General features: G+C 41.8%; 20 protein-coding genes. All 20 read right to left on the minus strand.

The genetic code is table 11. The annotated features are described in order from the left end of the window. Positions 1-5 precede the first annotated feature (5 nt). The 20 genes from G636_RS0113490 to G636_RS20085 all read right to left on the minus strand — a co-directional run bounded on the left by G636_RS0113490 (position 6) and on the right by G636_RS20085 (position 18856). Positions 6-1142: a glycosyltransferase family 2 protein gene (locus G636_RS0113490; RefSeq protein ID WP_026508487.1), complete on the minus strand. Its 1137-nt coding sequence runs from the start codon at positions 1140-1142 to the stop codon at positions 6-8. A 55-nt stretch (positions 1143-1197) separates the two neighbouring features. Beyond that, the gene (locus G636_RS0113495) at positions 1198-3477 is read right to left on the minus strand and encodes a glycosyltransferase (protein ID WP_026508488.1); all 2280 of its coding nucleotides are present in this window, start codon (positions 3475-3477) and stop codon (positions 1198-1200) included. A gap of 34 nt (positions 3478-3511) precedes the next feature. Continuing rightward, positions 3512-4702, minus strand: a complete 1191-nt coding sequence (locus G636_RS0113500; protein ID WP_026508489.1) for a phosphotransferase — start codon at positions 4700-4702, stop codon at positions 3512-3514. A gap of 126 nt (positions 4703-4828) precedes the next feature. Beyond that, entirely contained in the window at positions 4829-5917 is a 1089-nt protein-coding gene (locus tag G636_RS0113505) for a GGDEF domain-containing protein (protein ID WP_026508490.1), read from the minus strand. Between the two features lie 132 nt (positions 5918-6049). Further along, positions 6050-6865, minus strand: a complete 816-nt coding sequence (locus G636_RS0113510) for a GNAT family N-acetyltransferase (protein ID WP_026508491.1) — start codon at positions 6863-6865, stop codon at positions 6050-6052. An 88-nt stretch (positions 6866-6953) separates the two neighbouring features. Then, positions 6954-7868, minus strand: a complete 915-nt coding sequence (locus G636_RS0113515; protein WP_035779725.1) for an alpha/beta hydrolase — start codon at positions 7866-7868, stop codon at positions 6954-6956. 121 nt (positions 7869-7989) lie between these two features. Beyond that, positions 7990-8424: an aminoglycoside 6'-N-acetyltransferase gene (aac(6'), locus tag G636_RS0113520; protein WP_026508493.1), complete on the minus strand. Its 435-nt coding sequence runs from the start codon at positions 8422-8424 to the stop codon at positions 7990-7992. A gap of 92 nt (positions 8425-8516) precedes the next feature. Beyond that, positions 8517-9548 carry a S66 family peptidase gene (locus G636_RS0113525; protein ID WP_026508494.1) on the minus strand — a complete coding sequence of 344 codons (1032 nt, stop codon included), beginning with the start codon at positions 9546-9548 and terminating at the stop codon, positions 8517-8519. A gap of 69 nt (positions 9549-9617) precedes the next feature. Then, positions 9618-10097: a GNAT family N-acetyltransferase gene (locus tag G636_RS0113530; RefSeq protein WP_026508495.1), complete on the minus strand. Its 480-nt coding sequence runs from the start codon at positions 10095-10097 to the stop codon at positions 9618-9620. Between the two features lie 86 nt (positions 10098-10183). Next, a complete protein-coding gene (locus G636_RS20935) occupies positions 10184-10435 on the minus strand; it encodes a GNAT family N-acetyltransferase (RefSeq protein WP_256379612.1) in 252 nt (83 codons plus the stop codon). A 12-nt stretch (positions 10436-10447) separates the two neighbouring features. Then, positions 10448-10774, minus strand: coding sequence for a hypothetical protein (locus G636_RS20940; RefSeq protein ID WP_242826977.1), 327 nt, complete (start codon positions 10772-10774; stop codon positions 10448-10450). Next, positions 10764-11315, minus strand: a complete 552-nt coding sequence (locus G636_RS0113540; RefSeq protein WP_026508496.1) for a GNAT family N-acetyltransferase — start codon at positions 11313-11315, stop codon at positions 10764-10766. Before G636_RS0113540 ends, G636_RS20940 begins: the two co-directional genes overlap by 11 nt. Beyond that, entirely contained in the window at positions 11315-12850 is a 1536-nt protein-coding gene (locus G636_RS0113545) for an ATP-binding cassette domain-containing protein (RefSeq protein ID WP_026508497.1), read from the minus strand. Before G636_RS0113545 ends, G636_RS0113540 begins: the two co-directional genes overlap by 1 nt. 458 nt (positions 12851-13308) lie before the next feature. Beyond that, positions 13309-14091, minus strand: a complete 783-nt coding sequence (locus G636_RS0113550; protein WP_242826978.1) for a methyltransferase domain-containing protein — start codon at positions 14089-14091, stop codon at positions 13309-13311. Further along, a complete protein-coding gene (locus G636_RS20375; RefSeq protein ID WP_155832399.1) occupies positions 14081-14242 on the minus strand; it encodes a hypothetical protein in 162 nt (53 codons plus the stop codon). The genes G636_RS0113550 and G636_RS20375 overlap by 11 nt, the downstream gene beginning before the upstream one ends. 18 nt (positions 14243-14260) lie before the next feature. Continuing rightward, positions 14261-14668, minus strand: a complete 408-nt coding sequence (locus G636_RS0113560; RefSeq protein ID WP_155832400.1) for a GNAT family N-acetyltransferase — start codon at positions 14666-14668, stop codon at positions 14261-14263. 8 nt (positions 14669-14676) lie between these two features. Then, positions 14677-15186, minus strand: a complete 510-nt coding sequence (locus G636_RS0113565) for an NUDIX hydrolase (protein WP_026508500.1) — start codon at positions 15184-15186, stop codon at positions 14677-14679. Between the two features lie 11 nt (positions 15187-15197). Continuing rightward, entirely contained in the window at positions 15198-16883 is a 1686-nt protein-coding gene (locus G636_RS0113570; RefSeq protein ID WP_026508501.1) for a M3 family metallopeptidase, read from the minus strand. Positions 16884-16902: 19 nt separating this feature from the next. Further along, the gene (locus G636_RS0113575; protein ID WP_026508502.1) at positions 16903-17679 is read right to left on the minus strand and encodes a class I SAM-dependent methyltransferase; all 777 of its coding nucleotides are present in this window, start codon (positions 17677-17679) and stop codon (positions 16903-16905) included. After that, positions 17672-18856: an NUDIX domain-containing protein gene (locus G636_RS20085; RefSeq protein WP_081668486.1), complete on the minus strand. Its 1185-nt coding sequence runs from the start codon at positions 18854-18856 to the stop codon at positions 17672-17674. Before G636_RS20085 ends, G636_RS0113575 begins: the two co-directional genes overlap by 8 nt. Positions 18857-19220: the final 364 nt, after the last annotated feature.

Below are 19220 nucleotides of genomic sequence, written 5' to 3' on the forward strand. Positions count from 1 at the left end.
TCGCATTACCATGACAAAAAGCTACGGGATACTATATCCTCCAAAGAACATACCCTATGTCCAACCTTCTTTTTTATCACATTCCAGAATTCATAGGATGAAAAACTATCAGCATTTCTGTCATTTTCAGCCTGTTCATATTCTTCAAATATCTTATCCATCGCACCTTTGGGATCATCAGGACAATATTTTTCAAACAGGGCTATCACACCTTCATCCCTGCTTAATACATCCCTTCCTATCTCCTTGTATTTGGCTATGGCATAGGGAGCTTTTATATCAGCAATTTCCATCTCCTTTAACCTGGTAATCTCCTCCGGATGCTCCTTAAGATAGGGAATATTACTAAATATCCTGTCAAAATTCTTCTCTATCTCAAACAGTGACATCTGGGCACTGATAAAAACCTTAGGATTTCCCACGCCTCTTGATACAGACTGGGCTTCACCCGTCCTATAGATATATGAGAACCTGTTATTTTGAACATATTTATCCGCTGTCAAAACGCACTGCATCACAAAGATACAGTCTTCACCGATCTTCATATTCAGAAAGCGTATATTGTTTTTATCCAGAAATTCCTTTTTATATAGCTTGCCCCACACGCTCCAGTGGATCTCATAGGCATACCAGGCTCTGAGACGCTCCGCCATATCATCAAAGGATATGTTGGAAAGATCATTTTTATCCCTTTTACTCCTGGAAAAGATCAGATTAACAAAATCATCTTCCGTCAAAGTCGTAAGATCATCAGGAAGCTTTGGGGTAACCGTGAGACGAACGCCTGTTGTATGGACAACATCGGCATTCTCTTCTTCAGCAACGGATAACATGTCTGATATGGCATTATCCAGATACATATCATCCACATCAGCAAAACAGATATACTTGCCGCTGGCTTCCTCAAGACCTCTGTTCCTGGCTTTGCCGGGGCCTCCGTTTTGCTCCTGTTCTATGACACGCACGCAGGGCAGGTCCTTATAGAGATTTACAGCGTAGTCATATGTATCATCCGGGGACCTGTCATCTATGAGGAGTATCTCCAGGTCGTCTCCCAGTCCCTGACGCAGCAGGGCTTCTACACAGGGTCTGATATAAGCTTTAGCCTTGTACATAGGAACAATGATGGATACTTTTTTCATATTGACCTCTTTTCTGAATAAGGACTCTTATAGGGTTTGCGTGGAAATCATGGGATCAGTTTATTTCAAGTACTGTCTTGACATTCTTCTCAAAGAGAGCTGTAAAAGCCATGATCTCTTCTTTGGTCATTGCATATGACATAGCTACCAGATTAAATGACTGCCCCACCTTCTCGATATTAAAGGTCAGTCCGGAGAATGTCCTGATAGATGCTGCATGCTCTGCAGAAAATCTATGCTGCAATTCATGACCGCGTAGCCTGTGTTTATACTTGTTATTGCCTATGTAATTGATGGTGATCAGGGAATTAACCTCCCCGTATCTGTCCATCAGTTCCCTGAAGTCCACAATATTGTGAGCTATGCTTTCTTTAGCCTTATAGGCTACCTTACTAAAATATTCCTCCCTGACTTTATCATCTGACAGGTCAGGCCCATCTTCCCCATAATCACCGGTGGAAGATGTGATATATACACCTTTTGCCATAACACCATGGGTAGCAACCCTGTCAGGATCATCTCTTCCGTCAGACAAGAGCATATATGAGAAATCCTTTTGGCCTGTATGATCAGCCAGCGTTTTTTCAAACACGCCTATCATGAATACTCCGGTGGAGAGCTTCTTGTCTCTGACTTTTTTGTCCAGCTCATCAGCAGGGACATCCTCCAGGATCTTGCTGATCACGATGGTATTTTCACCTGCATTTTTAAATAAGGATGCATAGTTTCTGCCACTGTACTGATCTCCCAGAAAATCCATGGCCTGCCTGTATTTATTACTGCCCTTCAGATCCGTCTCTTCATCGGAGATATCAAAAAGTGTGATCTTCTCCGGTGATACCATGGACTCGTTTCCATCGTATCTTGCGGAGATCTCATCAAAAAGATTGCAGAGACTGTTTTGATCATATACATAATGACTGGCTTTGATATGGAGGTATTTATGGCCTTCCAGTTCATTGGCACTCTTATGATCGCAATAATCCCTGACACAGGATATGATATCTATCTGCATAGGAGCTTCTATCCTGCAATCAAGATTGCGAGCATATGAAGCTGTCCTGTATTCTTTGAACAAAGCATCTGTGAAATAATAGAGAGCTACGACAGGTCCATCGTCCGATTTTCTCATAACAGATCCGTCTATCCTGCTCTGATATATCTCATGAGCAGATAGAGTGTCATAGACAGCCTTCTTAAGCCTGACTTCATCTATGTCACCTTCAAGCTCATAATATCTGTCCATTTCTATGGCCTCTATACCAACGCCGCCATTTTCCATAATGGTCTTTTGATATAACTGGGCAAAGGTCAGGGGGTAATCCTTTTTGCTGCTATCCTCCCAGATGTCACTATCACCCACATCGGGAATGACCCTCCACGGATAGTCATATCTGAGCTTGACATCATCCTCTGTATAGATCTCACATACATCAAAGGGCTTTACGATGCGGAGATATGGCATGAGCATATCTCTGATCTTCTTTTTGGAATCGATGTCCAGATCAGACACCTCAAGGAATCTGGAGGTATGGAACAAAAGGCCTCCGATCATATTATTCATGAACAGGCCTCTCTTCATACCAATCTCAAATATTTTTACAAATCCTTCTGCATAGGAGATCAGAGTATCAGCATCCTTTTTGACACACTGAACCAGGGATGCACTGTTGATATAATAGTGATATCCCACAAACTGAGGCAGATAGCAGATCTGACGGGCCAGATAATACGCCTCAAGATTAAAGGCTCCGTCTTCTGCAAAGCGTATTTCCTCATTAAATCTCAGATCATTCTTTTTTAGAAAATCATTGGAATAAATTTTGGATGTGACCATGCCCCATACACTGACAAAGGTCTTTTCAGCTTCCCAGTTATCACGGCTTACTATCAGCCTTGGAACGGACTGGTCCAGCAAAAATCCCTCGCCAAGAGGCAGGCCATCAGAGTCTTCCATCTCATATTCTCTTTTAAAGCACAGAATATCAGAATCAGTCTCCTTAATATTGCGCACTGCCACCTCCAGACAATCCGCAAGATAGCTGTCATCCCCGTCCAAAAAGCCCACGTACCTGCCAGTTGCCATGGACAGACCATAATTTCTGGGGCTGGAGGGGGTTCTTGCATCATTATTAAGTTCAGGTGTCAGTACGCTGGGATAAGGCTTTACCATCTCCCTGACAGCCTCAATATACTGCTGCTCGCAATTATGAAGTACTATGATCCACTCTACATTCTCTATCCCTATGGTCTGGGACACCATGGACCTGAAGCAGTCCTTAAAGATATCAAGATCAACATTATGGAAAGGTGTTACAACAGTAATATCTACCATAATTACCCCCGGCTCTGCAAAAGTGAACAAGAATTTACCAGATAAAACCTTTGATCAATGAGTCTATATTGGGAATGAGATTTGCCTTTGCATCTTCAACGCTGGCTTTTATGATTTCATCTCCGGCGCCTCTTCCTACAATAGGTGCAAGTGCAACCTTTAATTTGGAATAGGCCCTGATCTGCAGATCCAGCGCATGTATCTCTTCAGGACTCCTGCCCTTAAAGTAATGATCCAGCAGATAGTTCCATAGTCTCTTTATGAGCTCCACAGGCATGCCCGTATGGATCTGGGCATATTCAGGCGAGAGCTCTACCAGATTGGCCTGAGTGGCTGCTGTAGCGAGGAAATCAAGGATCGGATGACCTCTTCCCACATCACCCATATCTATTATTATGAGTTCACCGTTTTGGACCATGATATTGCGAGGATGATAATCACCATGTATAAGTGTATTGCAATCCGGTATAGAATCCACCATCCTGCGAAGATCGCTTATCTCCCCGGGAGTGTACCAAGATGTACAGCCGTCTATATAAGACTGGTATATATCCTTTAATGCAGGAAAATCGTCTGCATTTACTTCTGTGGTATGAAATGATCTGTATAGCTCCACATACTGATCTGCATACTTTTCAAAATTGTCCACATCATTTTTGATCACATCAGATAGAGATCTGGCATTTAACAGCTCAAATACCACACCAAAGCAGTCACCCACTTTGACAACATCAAAGGTGATCGCAGTAGGTATGCCGCAAACAAATGACTTTTGAGCCAGAGCTCTCTCCCTGTTAATATCGGTCATATCCGCACCGGGAGCATATACCTTTACAATAGTATCTCCGGACAATCGGTAAACCTTACCGTTTGCGCCCTGACCTATGAGCTCACAGCCATCTACGGATATATTTCTGAGCCTCTTATGGATCTCCAGGATATTGGTAAAACCTGTCATCTCAAATATTTCAAATACTTCGATAGACACATTGTTTACTACAAGAGTATCCTGCATCTCTTTTTTGAGCTTCAGAAGGCATCTAAGTCCCATACTGGAAATGTATTCCAGCTTATCAGCATCTATATCAATTCTTTTGGAAGGGTATTTGCCAAGAAGATCATTAAAAGCCTGTTCAACGTCAGGCGTGGTGATAGAATCCACCTTGCCATCTATACTTACATACAGGGTGTCGTCAGCGTGCCTTATAAAATGTACCAATTCCATATCAGATCCATCCTTTCCTTTTTACAAGGTTTCAAGAAAAACTCGGACATAGAAACAGCTATTAATAATTATATCAAATTATCGCCGTGGTAAACGATTTATTAATAATTTATATACGTTTTACCGCTAGATGACTATTACTTTGTTTTTACCTGTATTTTTGGCCTTATAAAGAGCCTGGTCGACCCTCTGAAGGGTCTGGAGATAATTGCCATTATATGCTGTGACACCTACAGAGATCGTAAAGTGTATGGGAGCATCATCTGCACTTTCTATATCGGTCCTAAACTGCTGCATACGCGCACAGGCATCAGTAACGGCACAATTTCTCAGGATTATCACAAATTCTTCACCGCCGTAGCGGATCACATAATCGTCAGCATGAGTCTCAGATGCCAGCTTCTTCCCCAAATACATCAGAGCAAGATCACCTGTATAGTGTCCGTTTTCATCATTGATTTTCTTAAAATCATCTATATCCAGCATAGCCATGGCTATCTGATCATCGGGGGTGCTGTTCCTTATCCTGTTATTGCAGATGATCCGCTCTAAAAGATGCCTGTTATATACCTGAGTAAGGGGATCTGTGACCAGGGCTTTCTCCAGCTTCTGGCTCATCCTGTAATGATCCAGATAAAAGGCCGTCATGACATAATTAACAAGTACTATACCCGCAATACATGGAATCTCCAGTGCCAGGATCTGTTCATAATTGGAATAATGGACAAAAAGATTGGTGATGTATATCTCTGCAATATAAATTATCCCATTAATAACGGTATCCCTGTTGGTTGCCACATATGCAATGACCATCCAAATTAGATTGACTATGATGATCCCTGTTGCGGAATTGCTGTTATCTACAAGAAGATAAGCTGTCCATATGGCTGTAATGCACATTCCATGACCAAGAAAATAGTCCATGATGATCATAGTACGGGGATTGCTGCAAAAATGGGTAACTATAAAGAAAGCCGCAATAAATAAAAGGATAGAAAGCCTTGGAATGATAGTGGGAAACAATGATCCATTTATCATGTAATCCGAATATATGAAACATAGAGTAGTAAGAGAAGCAACCACAAGACTAAGCTCCACGATGCCCTGATAATACAGGCATTTAGACCTGTAAAAGTCTTTTTTCTCATCAGCGCTCATGGAGAAAAGGTCTTTGAGCAAAGATGCTATAGTTCTAACGCCATCTATAATTCTCATATCAGATACCTTTCATATTGTAACTAATACTCGATTATATATCGTCATAAAAGCCGGTAATGATAAGTTAAATTCATTACTATAGTGCATGAAAATACCCCCTATCCGGTTGTACAGAATAGGGGGTACATATCATTCTCCATCCGGTCCTATCATAGCTATTTTTGCTTTTAGCTTAAAGCCAATATTCTGATAACATTTGTTGGAAGGAACATAGTCCGCATCGGCATAAAGAATAGGGGTTTTCCCTTCAGCAATTATCTCCTTGCACACTTCATAAATCAATTGTCCGGCATATGCCTTGCCGCGATCTGCTTCCGGTGTATAACACTGCGACACTGCTGTATACTCATCAGATTCAGGCCTCTTATCACAAAAAGAAACTTCGCGACCGTTATTATCTCTCCACACATTAAGAACCTGCCTTTGCAGCTGCTCTTTTGCCGCCGAAATGCTTTCTTCTTCGCTTAGTACAACATCGCCGATGGCAACAGAAGCCTCTCGGATAAGCCTGGCTGCAAGCATCACTTCATTTTCTTTCAATAAGTCACGATGTCCCTGCACCTGTTTCTTTGGTGGCACCGGGTTAGGACATTCATAAGAAGCTATGTTTACTTTGATACCGAAATTTACACCATCTTCTTTAAGGCGTTTTATCAGGTACTCTGCAATTTCGTATTTTGTGTTGAATTTATATTCAGTTATTGGTATAAATTCCGCTCTTATGGTGTTATAAATAGCATCAAGCTCGGCTTCTGTGACATCGTCAGGCGCCCATATCCATGTAGGAAATACAGGAGCCGTATGAGCAATTACGATACGCTTATGATCGGTTATCACTTTCTTCACCGGACCGCCAAGCACTCTGTACAACACTGCAAATGGGATTTTCTCGTCTTCCAGTAAGTTCCTGACTTCTGTGTTTTCTTTGTTTTCATATACGTTCATACTCATACTGCCTCCAAATAAATTTCATCACTCTGAGTGTGGTATCATCCACCAATTTATCATGATAGTTTTCACCTTCTAAATAACTTCAAATATCAATCGAAGTAAAGAATACCGTCACATATTCCTTATACTCTTCCGGGGCCGTCAGTATTGATTCAGCATGACCTGCTCCCTGAATAATGTGAAGTTCGCTGTACCCTTTCGTTCGTTCTTTCATATCCTCTGAGTTCTTCGGAAGGATAAAAATGTCATCTGCGCCATGAATAAACAAAACCGGAATGGTGTTGTCGTCAAGTGAGTCTATGGGACGCATTTTCTTTATTGAATAATGGTACCGAATTTTGCCGGTAATATCTGCCAGGTCAACCAGAAAAACAGGCACATGGGCATTTTTGTAACCTTCCTTCAGCACATTTTCAATATCCGAAAAACCGCAGTCCGCCACGGCAAAATCAACCTCGGGCTTATATTTCAAAGAAGTAATCGTTGTTGCAGCCCCAAGGGATTCACCATGAATGCCGAGAACTTCAATGTCTTTGTAACGGCTCCTTGTGTCATCTATAAGGCATTTTAAATCCTTACCTTCCCTTACTCCATATGTTGTAAAATCAGCCTCGTTTTCACCATGTCCCCTGAGGTCATAAATGATGCAGTTAAAGCCCTGATCCATATACATCCGGACATATTTAAGAGAACCCATACGGTTGTCCGTATAGCCATGGGACAGGATTATATACTTTGATGACTCAACCGGATTTTTCAATAGCTCAACATGAAGCTCGTAGTCGTCAACCCCGTTTACCTGATAATCTGTCTTTTCAAGTCCATCATAAAAAGACGTATCATAGTGGTCAGTCTGCCACTTAAGAGCCTCATCAAGCGTCTGTCTTTTACCCGTCAAAATGAACGATGGAAGCCAGAACAAAAATGCCGTAAAAAGTACCAGCAAAACACCTGCAATAATCAGTATTATTTTAATCACTTTTCTTTTCCTCTTCATGATTTTATCCCTACTCCTATAGGATTCTATCAATTTCAGGCATTTTCAAAATATCACGAAGATTTGTAGATGAATTAGTTGACATGTCCCACCTCCATGCAAACTGTTCGAGCATGCGTATCTAAATATCCTTCCTGAAACATATGATACGATTGGCTTCCTCAAATCCCAGAGCCATATGGAATTTCAGACTTTCCTCATTGGCAAGCTCGCAATCACTGGCAAATTCTGTGCAGCCTTTTTCTTTGGCCCATTTTTCACATTCTGCCAACAGTTCTGCGGCATACCCCTTCTTTCGATATCGATCGACAATCAGAATCCCTTCAAGATATCCTACCGGTGAACTCTCTGTTCCTTCCACATAGTCATACCGTAACTGGCACTGAGCAAAACCAATCGGCTTCTCATCTTCATATTTGAGGAAGCAGACTGCTTCATCATTCATCACCAGTTCACGAAACTCCTCTGCCATATCCTCCGAATCATGTTCTGTCCACATTTGGATTGCTAATGCTGCAAGTATTTCAGCGTCTTCCACTTTCGCTCTCTTAATCATCTATTTCTCCCCCACAAAATCCATTTTTTAACCGTCTCGAATTGCACACGGTAAAAACTGTAACACTTTCTATAAAGTACCGTATATTCCGACTATTCTGTAGCCGATTCAAGTAATCGGATAATTTTATTATCAAGATTGATCTCACATTCTATCCCTAACGGCAGGATTCCGGTAGGAACAGCGTGACCTATGTTTACATTGTAAATGACCGGCAGGGATTGACAGTTAAACTCATCTAACACAGTCCGATACACTTCTTTATACTCCTCATAGAACTGTTCATCCTGAGGCTTTCCAACGACAATTCCCCTGATCCGATTCAGTATTCCCTGTGCGCCAAGGTTCCTCAGATAATACGTTATCAGATCGGGACTTGGCTTTTCTTCACTTGTTTCAACAAGAAGTATCTTATTCTTCCATTCATCGCGCTCAGGCCATACTTCAGTACCAATGATCATCGGGAATACATCCAGGCAGCCGCCTAATAATTCTCCGGTGATAATTCCTCTCCCCGATAACACTTCATAATGATGCTCCTCGGGACGTGTTTTCTTTTTCACATTCACATTTTCTTCTGACCAGGAAACATGATCGTCCGACCAGTATTCGCAGGAAGAAACCTCATATCCGTTTGAATCGTCGAATAATAAACTCTTTACTGATTTTTCCGTATAGTCAAACATCTGAACATATTCGCCGAATTCAGCCATAACGGATGGACCATAATAGGAAACCACTCCGGCTTTGTTCATCATAAAATGAGTGACTGTAGTATCTGAATATCCCATAAAGATCTTAGGATTGTTCCTTATGATCTCATAGTCAATATATGGCAATAATCTTACGGAATCATCGCCCCCTATGGCAGAGAAAATCCCCTTAATGGATGGATCCGAAAATGCATCCATTAAGTCTTTTGCCCTTAGTTCCGGATGGGCATAAACAAACTCGCTCCCCTTAAGAGCATGCGGCATAGCAACAACATTTAAGCCAAAGTCGCGTTCTAAACGTTCTTTAGCAATTCCATATTTGTGAATAAGCTTGGCGTCACCCAGCCCGCCCCATGAGAGGCTTACGATGGCGATCTTATCTCCCCTTTTTAATCTTTTCGGCTTTATCACATTAACCACCTCTGTATAAAATTGGGATCTGGTTGTTTATCCCATTTCCTCAAATCAATATCCTTTCCGTCATTCCATAATCATGCGTATTTCCGTATCTTCAAGGCTCTTTAGGTATTTTTCAGTTCCATCTTCATGAAAACCATATTTCTTATAAAAGGCTATTGCACGAGGATTGTCCTGTAAAACCCATAGTTCTTTTCTGGAATACTTTTTTAATTCTTCCAAAGCGGTATCCATGAGCTTTTGTGCCACGCATGTACCATAATACTCAGAAAGCACATATATTGCATTTATTTCACCTGCATCAGGCTCTTCTTCTCCATGCCCAAAGCAACACATGAAACCAATCACGTTCCCATTGTCTATAGCGACATACGTATTTTCAGGCCACTCAAAAGCCCACTCCTCACACTTTTGGAGCGTGAGCTTATCAAGATATGACTTACTCACAAGTTTTTCATATGCTTCATGCCATGACTTCCAGTGAACATAGGCTTTCCCCTTTTTCTCATCATCTGACTCCATTGTTTTTACTATAATACTCATATTTCATTGCTCCTGCTAAAACAATATTCATTTATCGTATACTCCAATATATTACGCTAATTTACACTATCTGCAATCATCAACACCTATACCAGCTGCTTCTTAAGCATTATTATCTCTTCTGTTCTGTATTCTTCCGTAAAGCCACATTTTATAAAAAGCCCGACCGCAGTGTTATCGATTGCAATATCATCATATATGCTATCCATACCATTGTCCTTAGCCTGTTCGCAAAGGAGCAGCAGCCCTGCCTTTCCATATCCTCTTCCACGATACTTTGAAGCAATGATTACATCTGCCATACACATATTGTGCTTACTATCAATGTGGTATGCCACCTCGCCAACAAACTAACCCTCGGCATTCTTTAAATAACGATAAAAGCATTTTCCATCATTATTTACAACCCAGTCATTATACCAGCCTTCCCACTGTTCCTTTGGAAATGGGATTGTGCCACCCCAGGCATGATTATATTCCATTGTGGCAGGATCAGCCATAAACTCCTCACGGAACCATAAGTCCTCAAGTTTTGGAATGTACAGGCTGACACATATATCGTTTACCTTTTTTATCTCAATTACACCGGAGCAATAGGATTTAGGATAGAATTCCGCCCTCGTTTCAAATGCAACATCACCATCTGCCCATAAATCAAATCCTTTATTATCTAACATAGATGTCTCCGTATTCTTCATTCAAAAGGCACATCGAGATGCCATATTTTTCTTCAATCACATATCCCTGCAGCTTAAGATTCTTTCCGGAATCTGTTACTGTTTCCTCAAGATCACACTCGATAATATCATAATCTGTCCCGAACCTACTTAGTAGCTTCATGCTACCTTCGTTTCGTATATCTGCCTCATAATAGAATTTTTTCTTGTCATATGTCCTTGCAGCATACTTAAGCAGTTCCTTTAAAGCAGCATACGCAAATCCTTTTCTTTGTTCATTCTCAATGATCCAGACTCCCAGTTCAGGACAATCACTTGTCATTCCATGCATTTCCACACTCCCGATGAATTTATCATCATCTGAGATTACAGAATAAAACAGGGTTTCTCCTTTCTCCATCTCATCCATAAACTCCTGCAGCATATCTTTGGAAGCCTCAATGTTTTCAAACGGCTCCGGCCACTGATATTTTGTTATTTCTTCATTAAATCCATTAAAGTAATCGTTAAGATATTTCATATCAAAAGGTTCAATATGCATTATTTCAGTCCCTCCTCTGTTAATGTGTATACCTTCGTACAAACCTCATCGATATACTTTCTGTCGTGAGAGATGCTTATCACTGCTCCGGGAAAAGAAGCTATCATTTTTCGGATTACAGGTCCCGACAGTGGTGAAAAGTTTCTTGTTGGCTCATCAAGGATAAGAACATTAGCATCAGACATGCTCATCTTTAAAAGAAGCACCTTGGCTTTCTGACCGCCTGACAGCTCCCTTATCGGATGGTCCATCTCATCAGGAGTATACTTAAGGGAGCCAAGATATGTTCTGATACGTGTTCGAATCACCTTATCCCCTGTATCATCAAGATACTCCACCGGAGTAGCATCAAGATCAAGCATATCCTCATAGTTCTGCGGCATATACTGTGCTCTTATGTCCTTTCTTGAAAGAAGCTCATCTGCCATTTTCTTAAGAAGTGTTGTTTTTCCAACTCCATTAGTACCCACAATGCAGATTTTCTCAGGACCTCTTACCCTTAAAAAGATATTTCGGGAAAGGATTTTGCTCCCATCAGGCGTTCTAAGTTCATCCTGAGAATACTCAATAACCGTCTTTCCAGCAGGCACTATTGCATCTTTATTACCAAGTTTAAAAAAGATTGCCTCCTCCTGCTCCGGCATTTCAGTCATGTTTTCATCCATTTTTTCAAAGCGCTTCCCCATTGCCTTAACGGTATGCATCTTATCCTTCAGCTTCTTTCCCGGCGCATCTCTGGCGCCTTTTGATATATACGTAAGTGCATGATCAACGCTGTCATAAACTCGCCTGAACTTTTCATCACGTATTTTCTTTTCCCTGCGATCATTAAGTGCCTGCTGCTCCTGACGCTGGAAGTTATCAGCCCTTCTTTTTATGTAGTTCTCGTAATTGTCTTTTACAATCGTATATCTTGACTTGCTTTTCCGCATTATCTGTTCCAAATGGATGATAACGTTGGCCGTATTCTCAATAAGTGTTTCATCATGTGAAATAAAGAGAACAATATGCTTCCAGTCCTTTATCAGCTTTTCCAAGAGTTCTAACGTACTTATATCAATATCGTTTGAAGGCTCGTCCAGCAAAAGAACTGTCGGCTCATCCATAAGAAGTCTCATAAGCTGCGCCTTTACCTTCTCACCACCGGACAGGCTCCCCATTATCTGGTCACTATAAAAGAACTCTGATGGAACCTGAAACTGACTAGCCATTTCGGATAGTTCCTTTGGTGTCTTATCAAAAAACAACGTTCCTTCTGAAAAATACTCGTACAAGGTTTTGACTCTGTCGCATTCATTAAGTTCCTGAGGTAAATACCCCAAAGACTCCCCTCCTATTATCCTTTCACCACTGCACTCTGTATATGCCTCTGCAAGATTTGGATCATATATCCACTTCATAAGCGTAGACTTTCCATTTCCCTCTTCTCCTATGATCACAGCTTTGTCCCCATCATTTAATACCATATTGAATTTATCCAGAATAATTCTCAGATCTTTGAGATGCGTTATAGTAAGGTCTTTTATCTGTAACATTTTTCCTCCTGCATACATTTCCGTAAGCTGCGCATGAAAAAAGCCTATTCCGCATACGCAAAATAGACTCACACAAATAGACCTACTATAAGTATATAGAAATAAAATAGGCTAAGAATGTATGATAATCCAGTTTAAGCGTACACAAAATAGCTGCCTTGGCAGCATTGTCATTACTGATAGTGTTCACTCAAGCTAAATTATCTAATAATCATTCCTTCACCTATGCGATTAACGCTCTTTCTTTTTTATTGACAAAAACTATGCTATCACCAAAAGATTTTTGATGCAATCCCAAAATGAATTATTTTGCAGACAACTAAACTCTTTCTCGCAATAAAAAATAGAGGCATCCATTTTGTGAATGCCTCCTATTACAGAGGTCATAACAGAAGCCAACGCACAGACCGGCATCGCAGAATCCATCATTGAATAGGGACGGAGTCGGGGGCTCATTTTTACTTTTTCGCTACAATGAGATATCTGTGGATAGTTCCCTGTACAAAGCCGTTTTTATCAATCTCTTCCTGCATCTCAAGGAGCTTGTCAAAGCACTTCTCCACAGAGAATCCTGGAAACTCCCACTCTATGATGCGCGCAAACCACACGAATGCGCCCACATCATAGAACCTGATGGGTCTGAACACTTCTTCACCTCGGATCACTTCAAATCCGGCTTCTTCAAATTTCCTTTTCTGGATAGAGAGCTCTAACTCCGGGAAGGGCTCAGGTGTGCCTGGAAGAACCATCTCCACCAATTCCCTGTCGTTCTTGCCTCCCACTTGCTGAGTGATAAATATGCCGTCATCCTTAAGAAGTCTGTGTATCTCCTTGGGGTCAAAGCTGCCGTGTCTGTTGATCATTATGTCAAAAGAGCTGTCGGCAAAAGGAATGACTGATTCATTATCGCAGGGCTTAAAATCAATCCCAAGTGGTAAAAGAGTCTCTTTGCACAGCTCAACGTTTGGCGGAAAGCCCTCTGTTGCTGCTGTGTTCTTGTAAGGGTGTCCCAGCGATAGCAGGAACTCTCCGCCACCTGTATCAAAATCCATAAGCTTCATGTCAGGATCAAGATACTCTTCAATTATCTTCTTGTAATCCCAGGGAAGGTCGTCCTCCTCTTCGTATCTGTCATGGATGTGAGAAAAGTCCCAGCCGTGAATGTGGGCAATCTTCTCCTCTGCTTCCCATTCTTTTCTAAGTTCATCTATTCTGTCTGTATTCATATTTCTATAATCCATTTTTCTGCCTCTTGGCATCATCTACTAAATCCAGCTTGATATCTTGCATATAGTACATGGTCTTTTCATCGGTTTTTAATTTGTAGTAGGCATCAAAGTCGCTCTCAGTGTAATCTCTGAGGATCAGCCTGTCAGTCTCCAGTTTAATCATTAGCTCTTTTCCTTGTTCTCAGATCTTTTTAAGGTAAAAATACTTACTCAGCCTAGGATCCTTATCCTCTCTCACAAACTCAAGCTCATAGCCAAGCTTTTTATAAAACTCCGGTGCCTGAAATCCAAAGGTAGTGAGTGCGATTTTGTCATAACCTCTTCCTCGGTAAGCCTCCTCAACTGCTGTCACAAGCCTGCTGCCGACACCGGCTCTTCTGTAATCTTTTCCGATTATCAGATCGCCGATATGGACCTCGTTGTAATATGCTCGCCCCGTAATGATCCCCGCTATCTTTCCATCATCTTCTGCTGAGAAGGTAAATTCCTCAAAGTTCAGCGCCACATCACAGTCCACAGCATAATCTGTGAATTCTCTGTTGATGAACTCTCCTGTTTTTTCGTTTTCCTCTATTCGTCTTATCTCCATGGTTAGCTTCACAACTCCTTCAATAACCTCAGCACTCTGAGATCTCTTTTTATCATGACCTCGTTAAAAAAGACATCGCTGGAATATATGTCATTGGTTTCGATTGCCGTATCAAAATCCACTACTCTCAGAACAAATTCCGCATCGCTCTCGTAATCATCAAGTTCCTGCTCTACCAGCTCGTCTTCTACATCGCAGAAGTAATAATAGTTCTCCTGCTCGAAGATAGTGTCCTCTCCCCGATCACTCTTTTGCCTGCGAAGGACACTTCCAAATTCCCTGATACTCTCCGGGATGACAACCATTCCGACTTCCTCTCTGACTTCGCGAACGAGAGCCTGTCTTTTGTCCTCATCATCATGTATTCCGCCACCGGGGAATTTGTAGTACTTCTCCTTCTGGCTGTACACCAGCGCGATCTTGTCGCCTTTTCTGATAACTGCTCTTGCAGAGGGTCTTCGAAATACGTTACCTGATTCCTTATAGTCTTTTAAATCAATTTCAAAAAGTCTTTTCATGCCACAAAATCCTATAACTCCAATTCAGTTTCCAGATACTCTCCGACTTCTCTTATAACATCCTCAGAGAAAGACGACTTAAGCCCCATGTAGGCTATAGCTTCGTTATAATCCATGGATTGGCCGATCTCTCCCAGCTTGATAAAGAGCTCAGTACCCTTCTCCTTATCTTTTTTGAATTCATTTGCAAGGTAGATCGCAGACATATTACAAAGGGAATATGTTATCGTATATCTTGGCAATCCGAAAATATTGAAACCTCTGTAAAGAGCTGCGCCTTTGGAAAGAAGATCCGGATCCATCATCTCAACCCCCGGCAAATACAGTGCAAAAAGTTCGTTGTATTTATCAATTCGCTCCTGCGCAGTGGCATCAGGATTCTCATAGATAAAGGTTTCAAAATCAAACCACCTGCAAAAACCTGTAATATCATCCAAAAAATCTGCCAGCACGCTTTTTCTGTGCTTTCCTGCGTCTTTGCCAAAAAACATGTCGGCGTATTCAAGAGAAATAAGCTCCATGGTCTTAGACGGGACTTCCTTCAGATCCTGTACCTGGCTGTGAAGCTCCTGGTTATCGTATTTATCCATGGACAACTGTATCTGCATGGTATGACCGGTCTCATGAATAATATCATTAAGATCAGATCCGCTTCCTAAGTAGTTGGCATAGATAAATGGAATCTTCTGCTCCGGCATTGGAACAGAAAAAGCTATACCGGTAACTTTTTTGTCCGAGTATTCCAGTTTAAGATAGCCATTATCCCGCATTCTTCTGAATGCAGTTCCAAGACGCGGGCTCATGTCATCATACATTTTTTGAATATTATCCACTGCAAAATCAAGGTCAGGACTGCTTGGCATAGCATTCCCGTCAGTAAAAAAGATATCTGTGTCATCAGATGTATAGTGATCAAGCCCCAGGCGCTTTTGAAGTGCCTTATTGCTCTTCTCAACAATCGGAAGGATTATCTTTTTTACATTCCCCACAAACTCCCGAAGCTCCGTTTCGCCATAAGAGAATCGGTCTTTTTCAGTATCTGCATATTCCAGATAATTACTAAAGCCATTTGCTGTCGCAAGTTTATGGCGGGTTTTGATCAGCTCATCAAGAAGACTTCCAAATGCTTCGCCGTTTTCCGCAAAGCCTGCTCTCTCCGCATGTCTTGCTGCTTTTCTGACCTCCCGGTCCGCAGAGTTTTTGAGCGTTCCAATTTTGGAGGCTGACACCTTCTCGCCGTTATAGTCAAATTCCATCTCGGATGCGAGCTTGTGGATCTGTGCAATTATTTCCTGCTCTTTTATAGCGTATTCTTCTCCCTCTCGGAAAAGAGCCTGTTTCTTTTCCATGGATTCCAGTAAGAATTTACCATTCGCCTCCTCGAAATGCGCTCTGTATGGGCTTGCCAGAATAGCTTCATTTAAAGACGCAGAATTAGAATTGCTGGCCGCCAGCTGTCCCATCACATTCGCAGTCTCCGCGGCCACTTCCGCGTTTGTTCCATCGATAAAGCTCTGAATATACATATATGTAGCCATTGAGAGGCAATGATTGCCATAGCTCTGTAATTCGTCATTCAGCTTATCTATCTCCTCGAATGAAGCTCCAGCCTTAATTGCATCCTCAACCGCTTTTGTTTTTTCTTTCAGAAGTTCAAAGTCAGGTCTTTCATACCTAATCTCATCAAATCGTTCCATTCTCCAACACTCCCCTATTTTAGTTTTTCTTTATGTACCAGCTGTAGCCGTGGAATATAAGGTTCTTTTTACCTTGTTCAAATATCGGCGCAAGAGACGTTTTCATCCATTCTCTTGCCTCATCAGCGGAAGTGTTTCCGCCCTCGATCTGCGCATTAACATTTGACTGGATCAGCATAAAGTCCACAAATGATCCGAGTTCAAATTCATACTCCATGTCATACTCGGTCTGCTTTTCCATCGTAAAACCATCAGGCAGATCCGCCTGAGTCCACTTGTTCTCTTTCCTGAAAGGCTTGGGAAATCTCTTTAGATACTCGTTCTGATACCATATGGTGTAGGCTTCGCTCCCGGACATCTTGTCGGTAATTCCAAAATCATATATGAATATGAGGCCGTTATCTTCTAAGACTTCATTCATGTTTGACATGAACTTCTTCTCATCAACCCAGTTGATGCAGCCTGCGGCGGTCACTATGTCGTACCTGATATCAGGGACTAATGTCTCTTCGGCCTTGGCGACATAGAATGTGTAGGCTTGGTCCTCACCATACAGTTCCTTGCAGACTTCTACCATTGAGTCCGCGATATCGGTTCCGGTCACCTTGTTGCAAATAAGGCGCAAGGCCTTTGTAGAAAGACCTGCTCCGCAGCCAACGTCCAGGCCGTTTTTGAATTTATATGTTTCGTCAAGATTGCAGTCGCGCAGCAGCTGCTCTATCACGGATTTATGAAGCCACGGGCGTTTGGCATAACCCAGCGCTATTCTCTTTGAGTCAAAAGACCTGTTATCCATTGCGCTTTCCTCCTGAGATGAACTTCTCATACTCATTAAGCGCAGCTAGCTCACGCTTGTAAAGCCCATAGATTGCGATGTCCCTGTCGTGGTAGTCTTCGTATTTACCGAATATCTCCAGCGCCCGTTCAAACGGAACCCATACATTAGTGTACCCTGCAAGCTTCTCTGCTTCTGTAAGATGCTGCACTCCTGTATCTTCTATAAGTTCACATATGTAGTAATGATTGATGTGTCTCCAGACGTCAAAGAGCTCCTCAATATCAAGATATCCTGTCACGGCTCTCGTCTTAAATCCGGTTTCCTCCAGCATCTCACGCTCACAGCAATCAGCGTAGTCTTCATGGCCTTCCACTCCGCCTCCGGGGATGATGTACAATCCGCTCTTTGGCTCGTGGCACAAAAGAACTTTTCCCTCCCTTACAAGTATTCCTCTGCATGCGTGGCGAAGCTTCTCTATACGTCCTAGATAGTCATCGTTTATAAGCTGCATCTGAACCGCAGGGGAGTTGTCAAACTCTTTTATCTGTTCGCAGATCCTGTCCGGGACTTCGCTAACAAACCTGCGCATCATATCTGCTTTATAGAATTTATGCCCGGATACATCGATTGGATCAGGAAGATTATACTGCTCGTCTATGAGATGTCTTTTCATCTTGGTCATGCAAGTAGTCTTTACATAGTCCTCGAAATCTGTTTCATTTGAGTTTTCAAGGAGTGTCATTATCTCAGTTGCATCATCTATGTTCTGATAGAGCCATCTGTCTATTCTGGTTGATTCAGGGTAATAAGCTTCTTTGAATTCCTCGTAAGTCATTGGCGGAATCATCTCTTTTTGCAGAGCTCGCCAGATTGCTAGATCGTTCCAATAATCTGTGAGGCAGTGTACAACGATTCCAATGTAGAATGCCTTTCGAACATTGTCATTTTCTTTTACCACATATTTGTTCCAGAAGGCTTTTATATTTATGATCCAGTTATCGTAGTTCTGCGTATCTCCCCATGGTCCGCAGTTCTCGAATAGATGTGAATGAATCTTTTTGGGCAGGTAATCCTCATCAAAGTGCACCGAATCAGGCGCAACGCTGCCAAGAATGTACTCCGCTTTTCCCTCGTCAATCCCCAATCTGTCAATAAGTCTGTACGCAACTTCCATATGCGTAATCTGTCCCGCCATACTCTAGTTCTCCTCTATTTCATACCGATCAAAAATGGTCCCTAATCCCCGTCCCAATGCCATTTAGATAAGGATTTCCCGTCCCAATCCTATAGTTACAATTAAATATATTACTGAAATCAGAGGTGAAATACCCTCTGATTTTTTTGCAGTTTTCTGCGAAAACTGCTTGACAAGTCAGCCAAAAAATGTTGCCGCGCCTTGATTATAAGACATTTTTACGGAGGTGCTGACATGTCATTTACTGTTACTGAAATACGTCAAAATCTATTCTCGGTGTTTTCATCCCTATTGGAACGAAGGGATGAATTCTTAAAAAATCCATTTTCCGATTTTACCCGGAAAAAGAAGATATCGTTTGAGC

Source organism: Butyrivibrio sp. MC2013 (assembly GCF_000424585.1).
Taxonomy (GTDB): Bacteria; Bacillota; Clostridia; order Lachnospirales; family Lachnospiraceae; genus Butyrivibrio.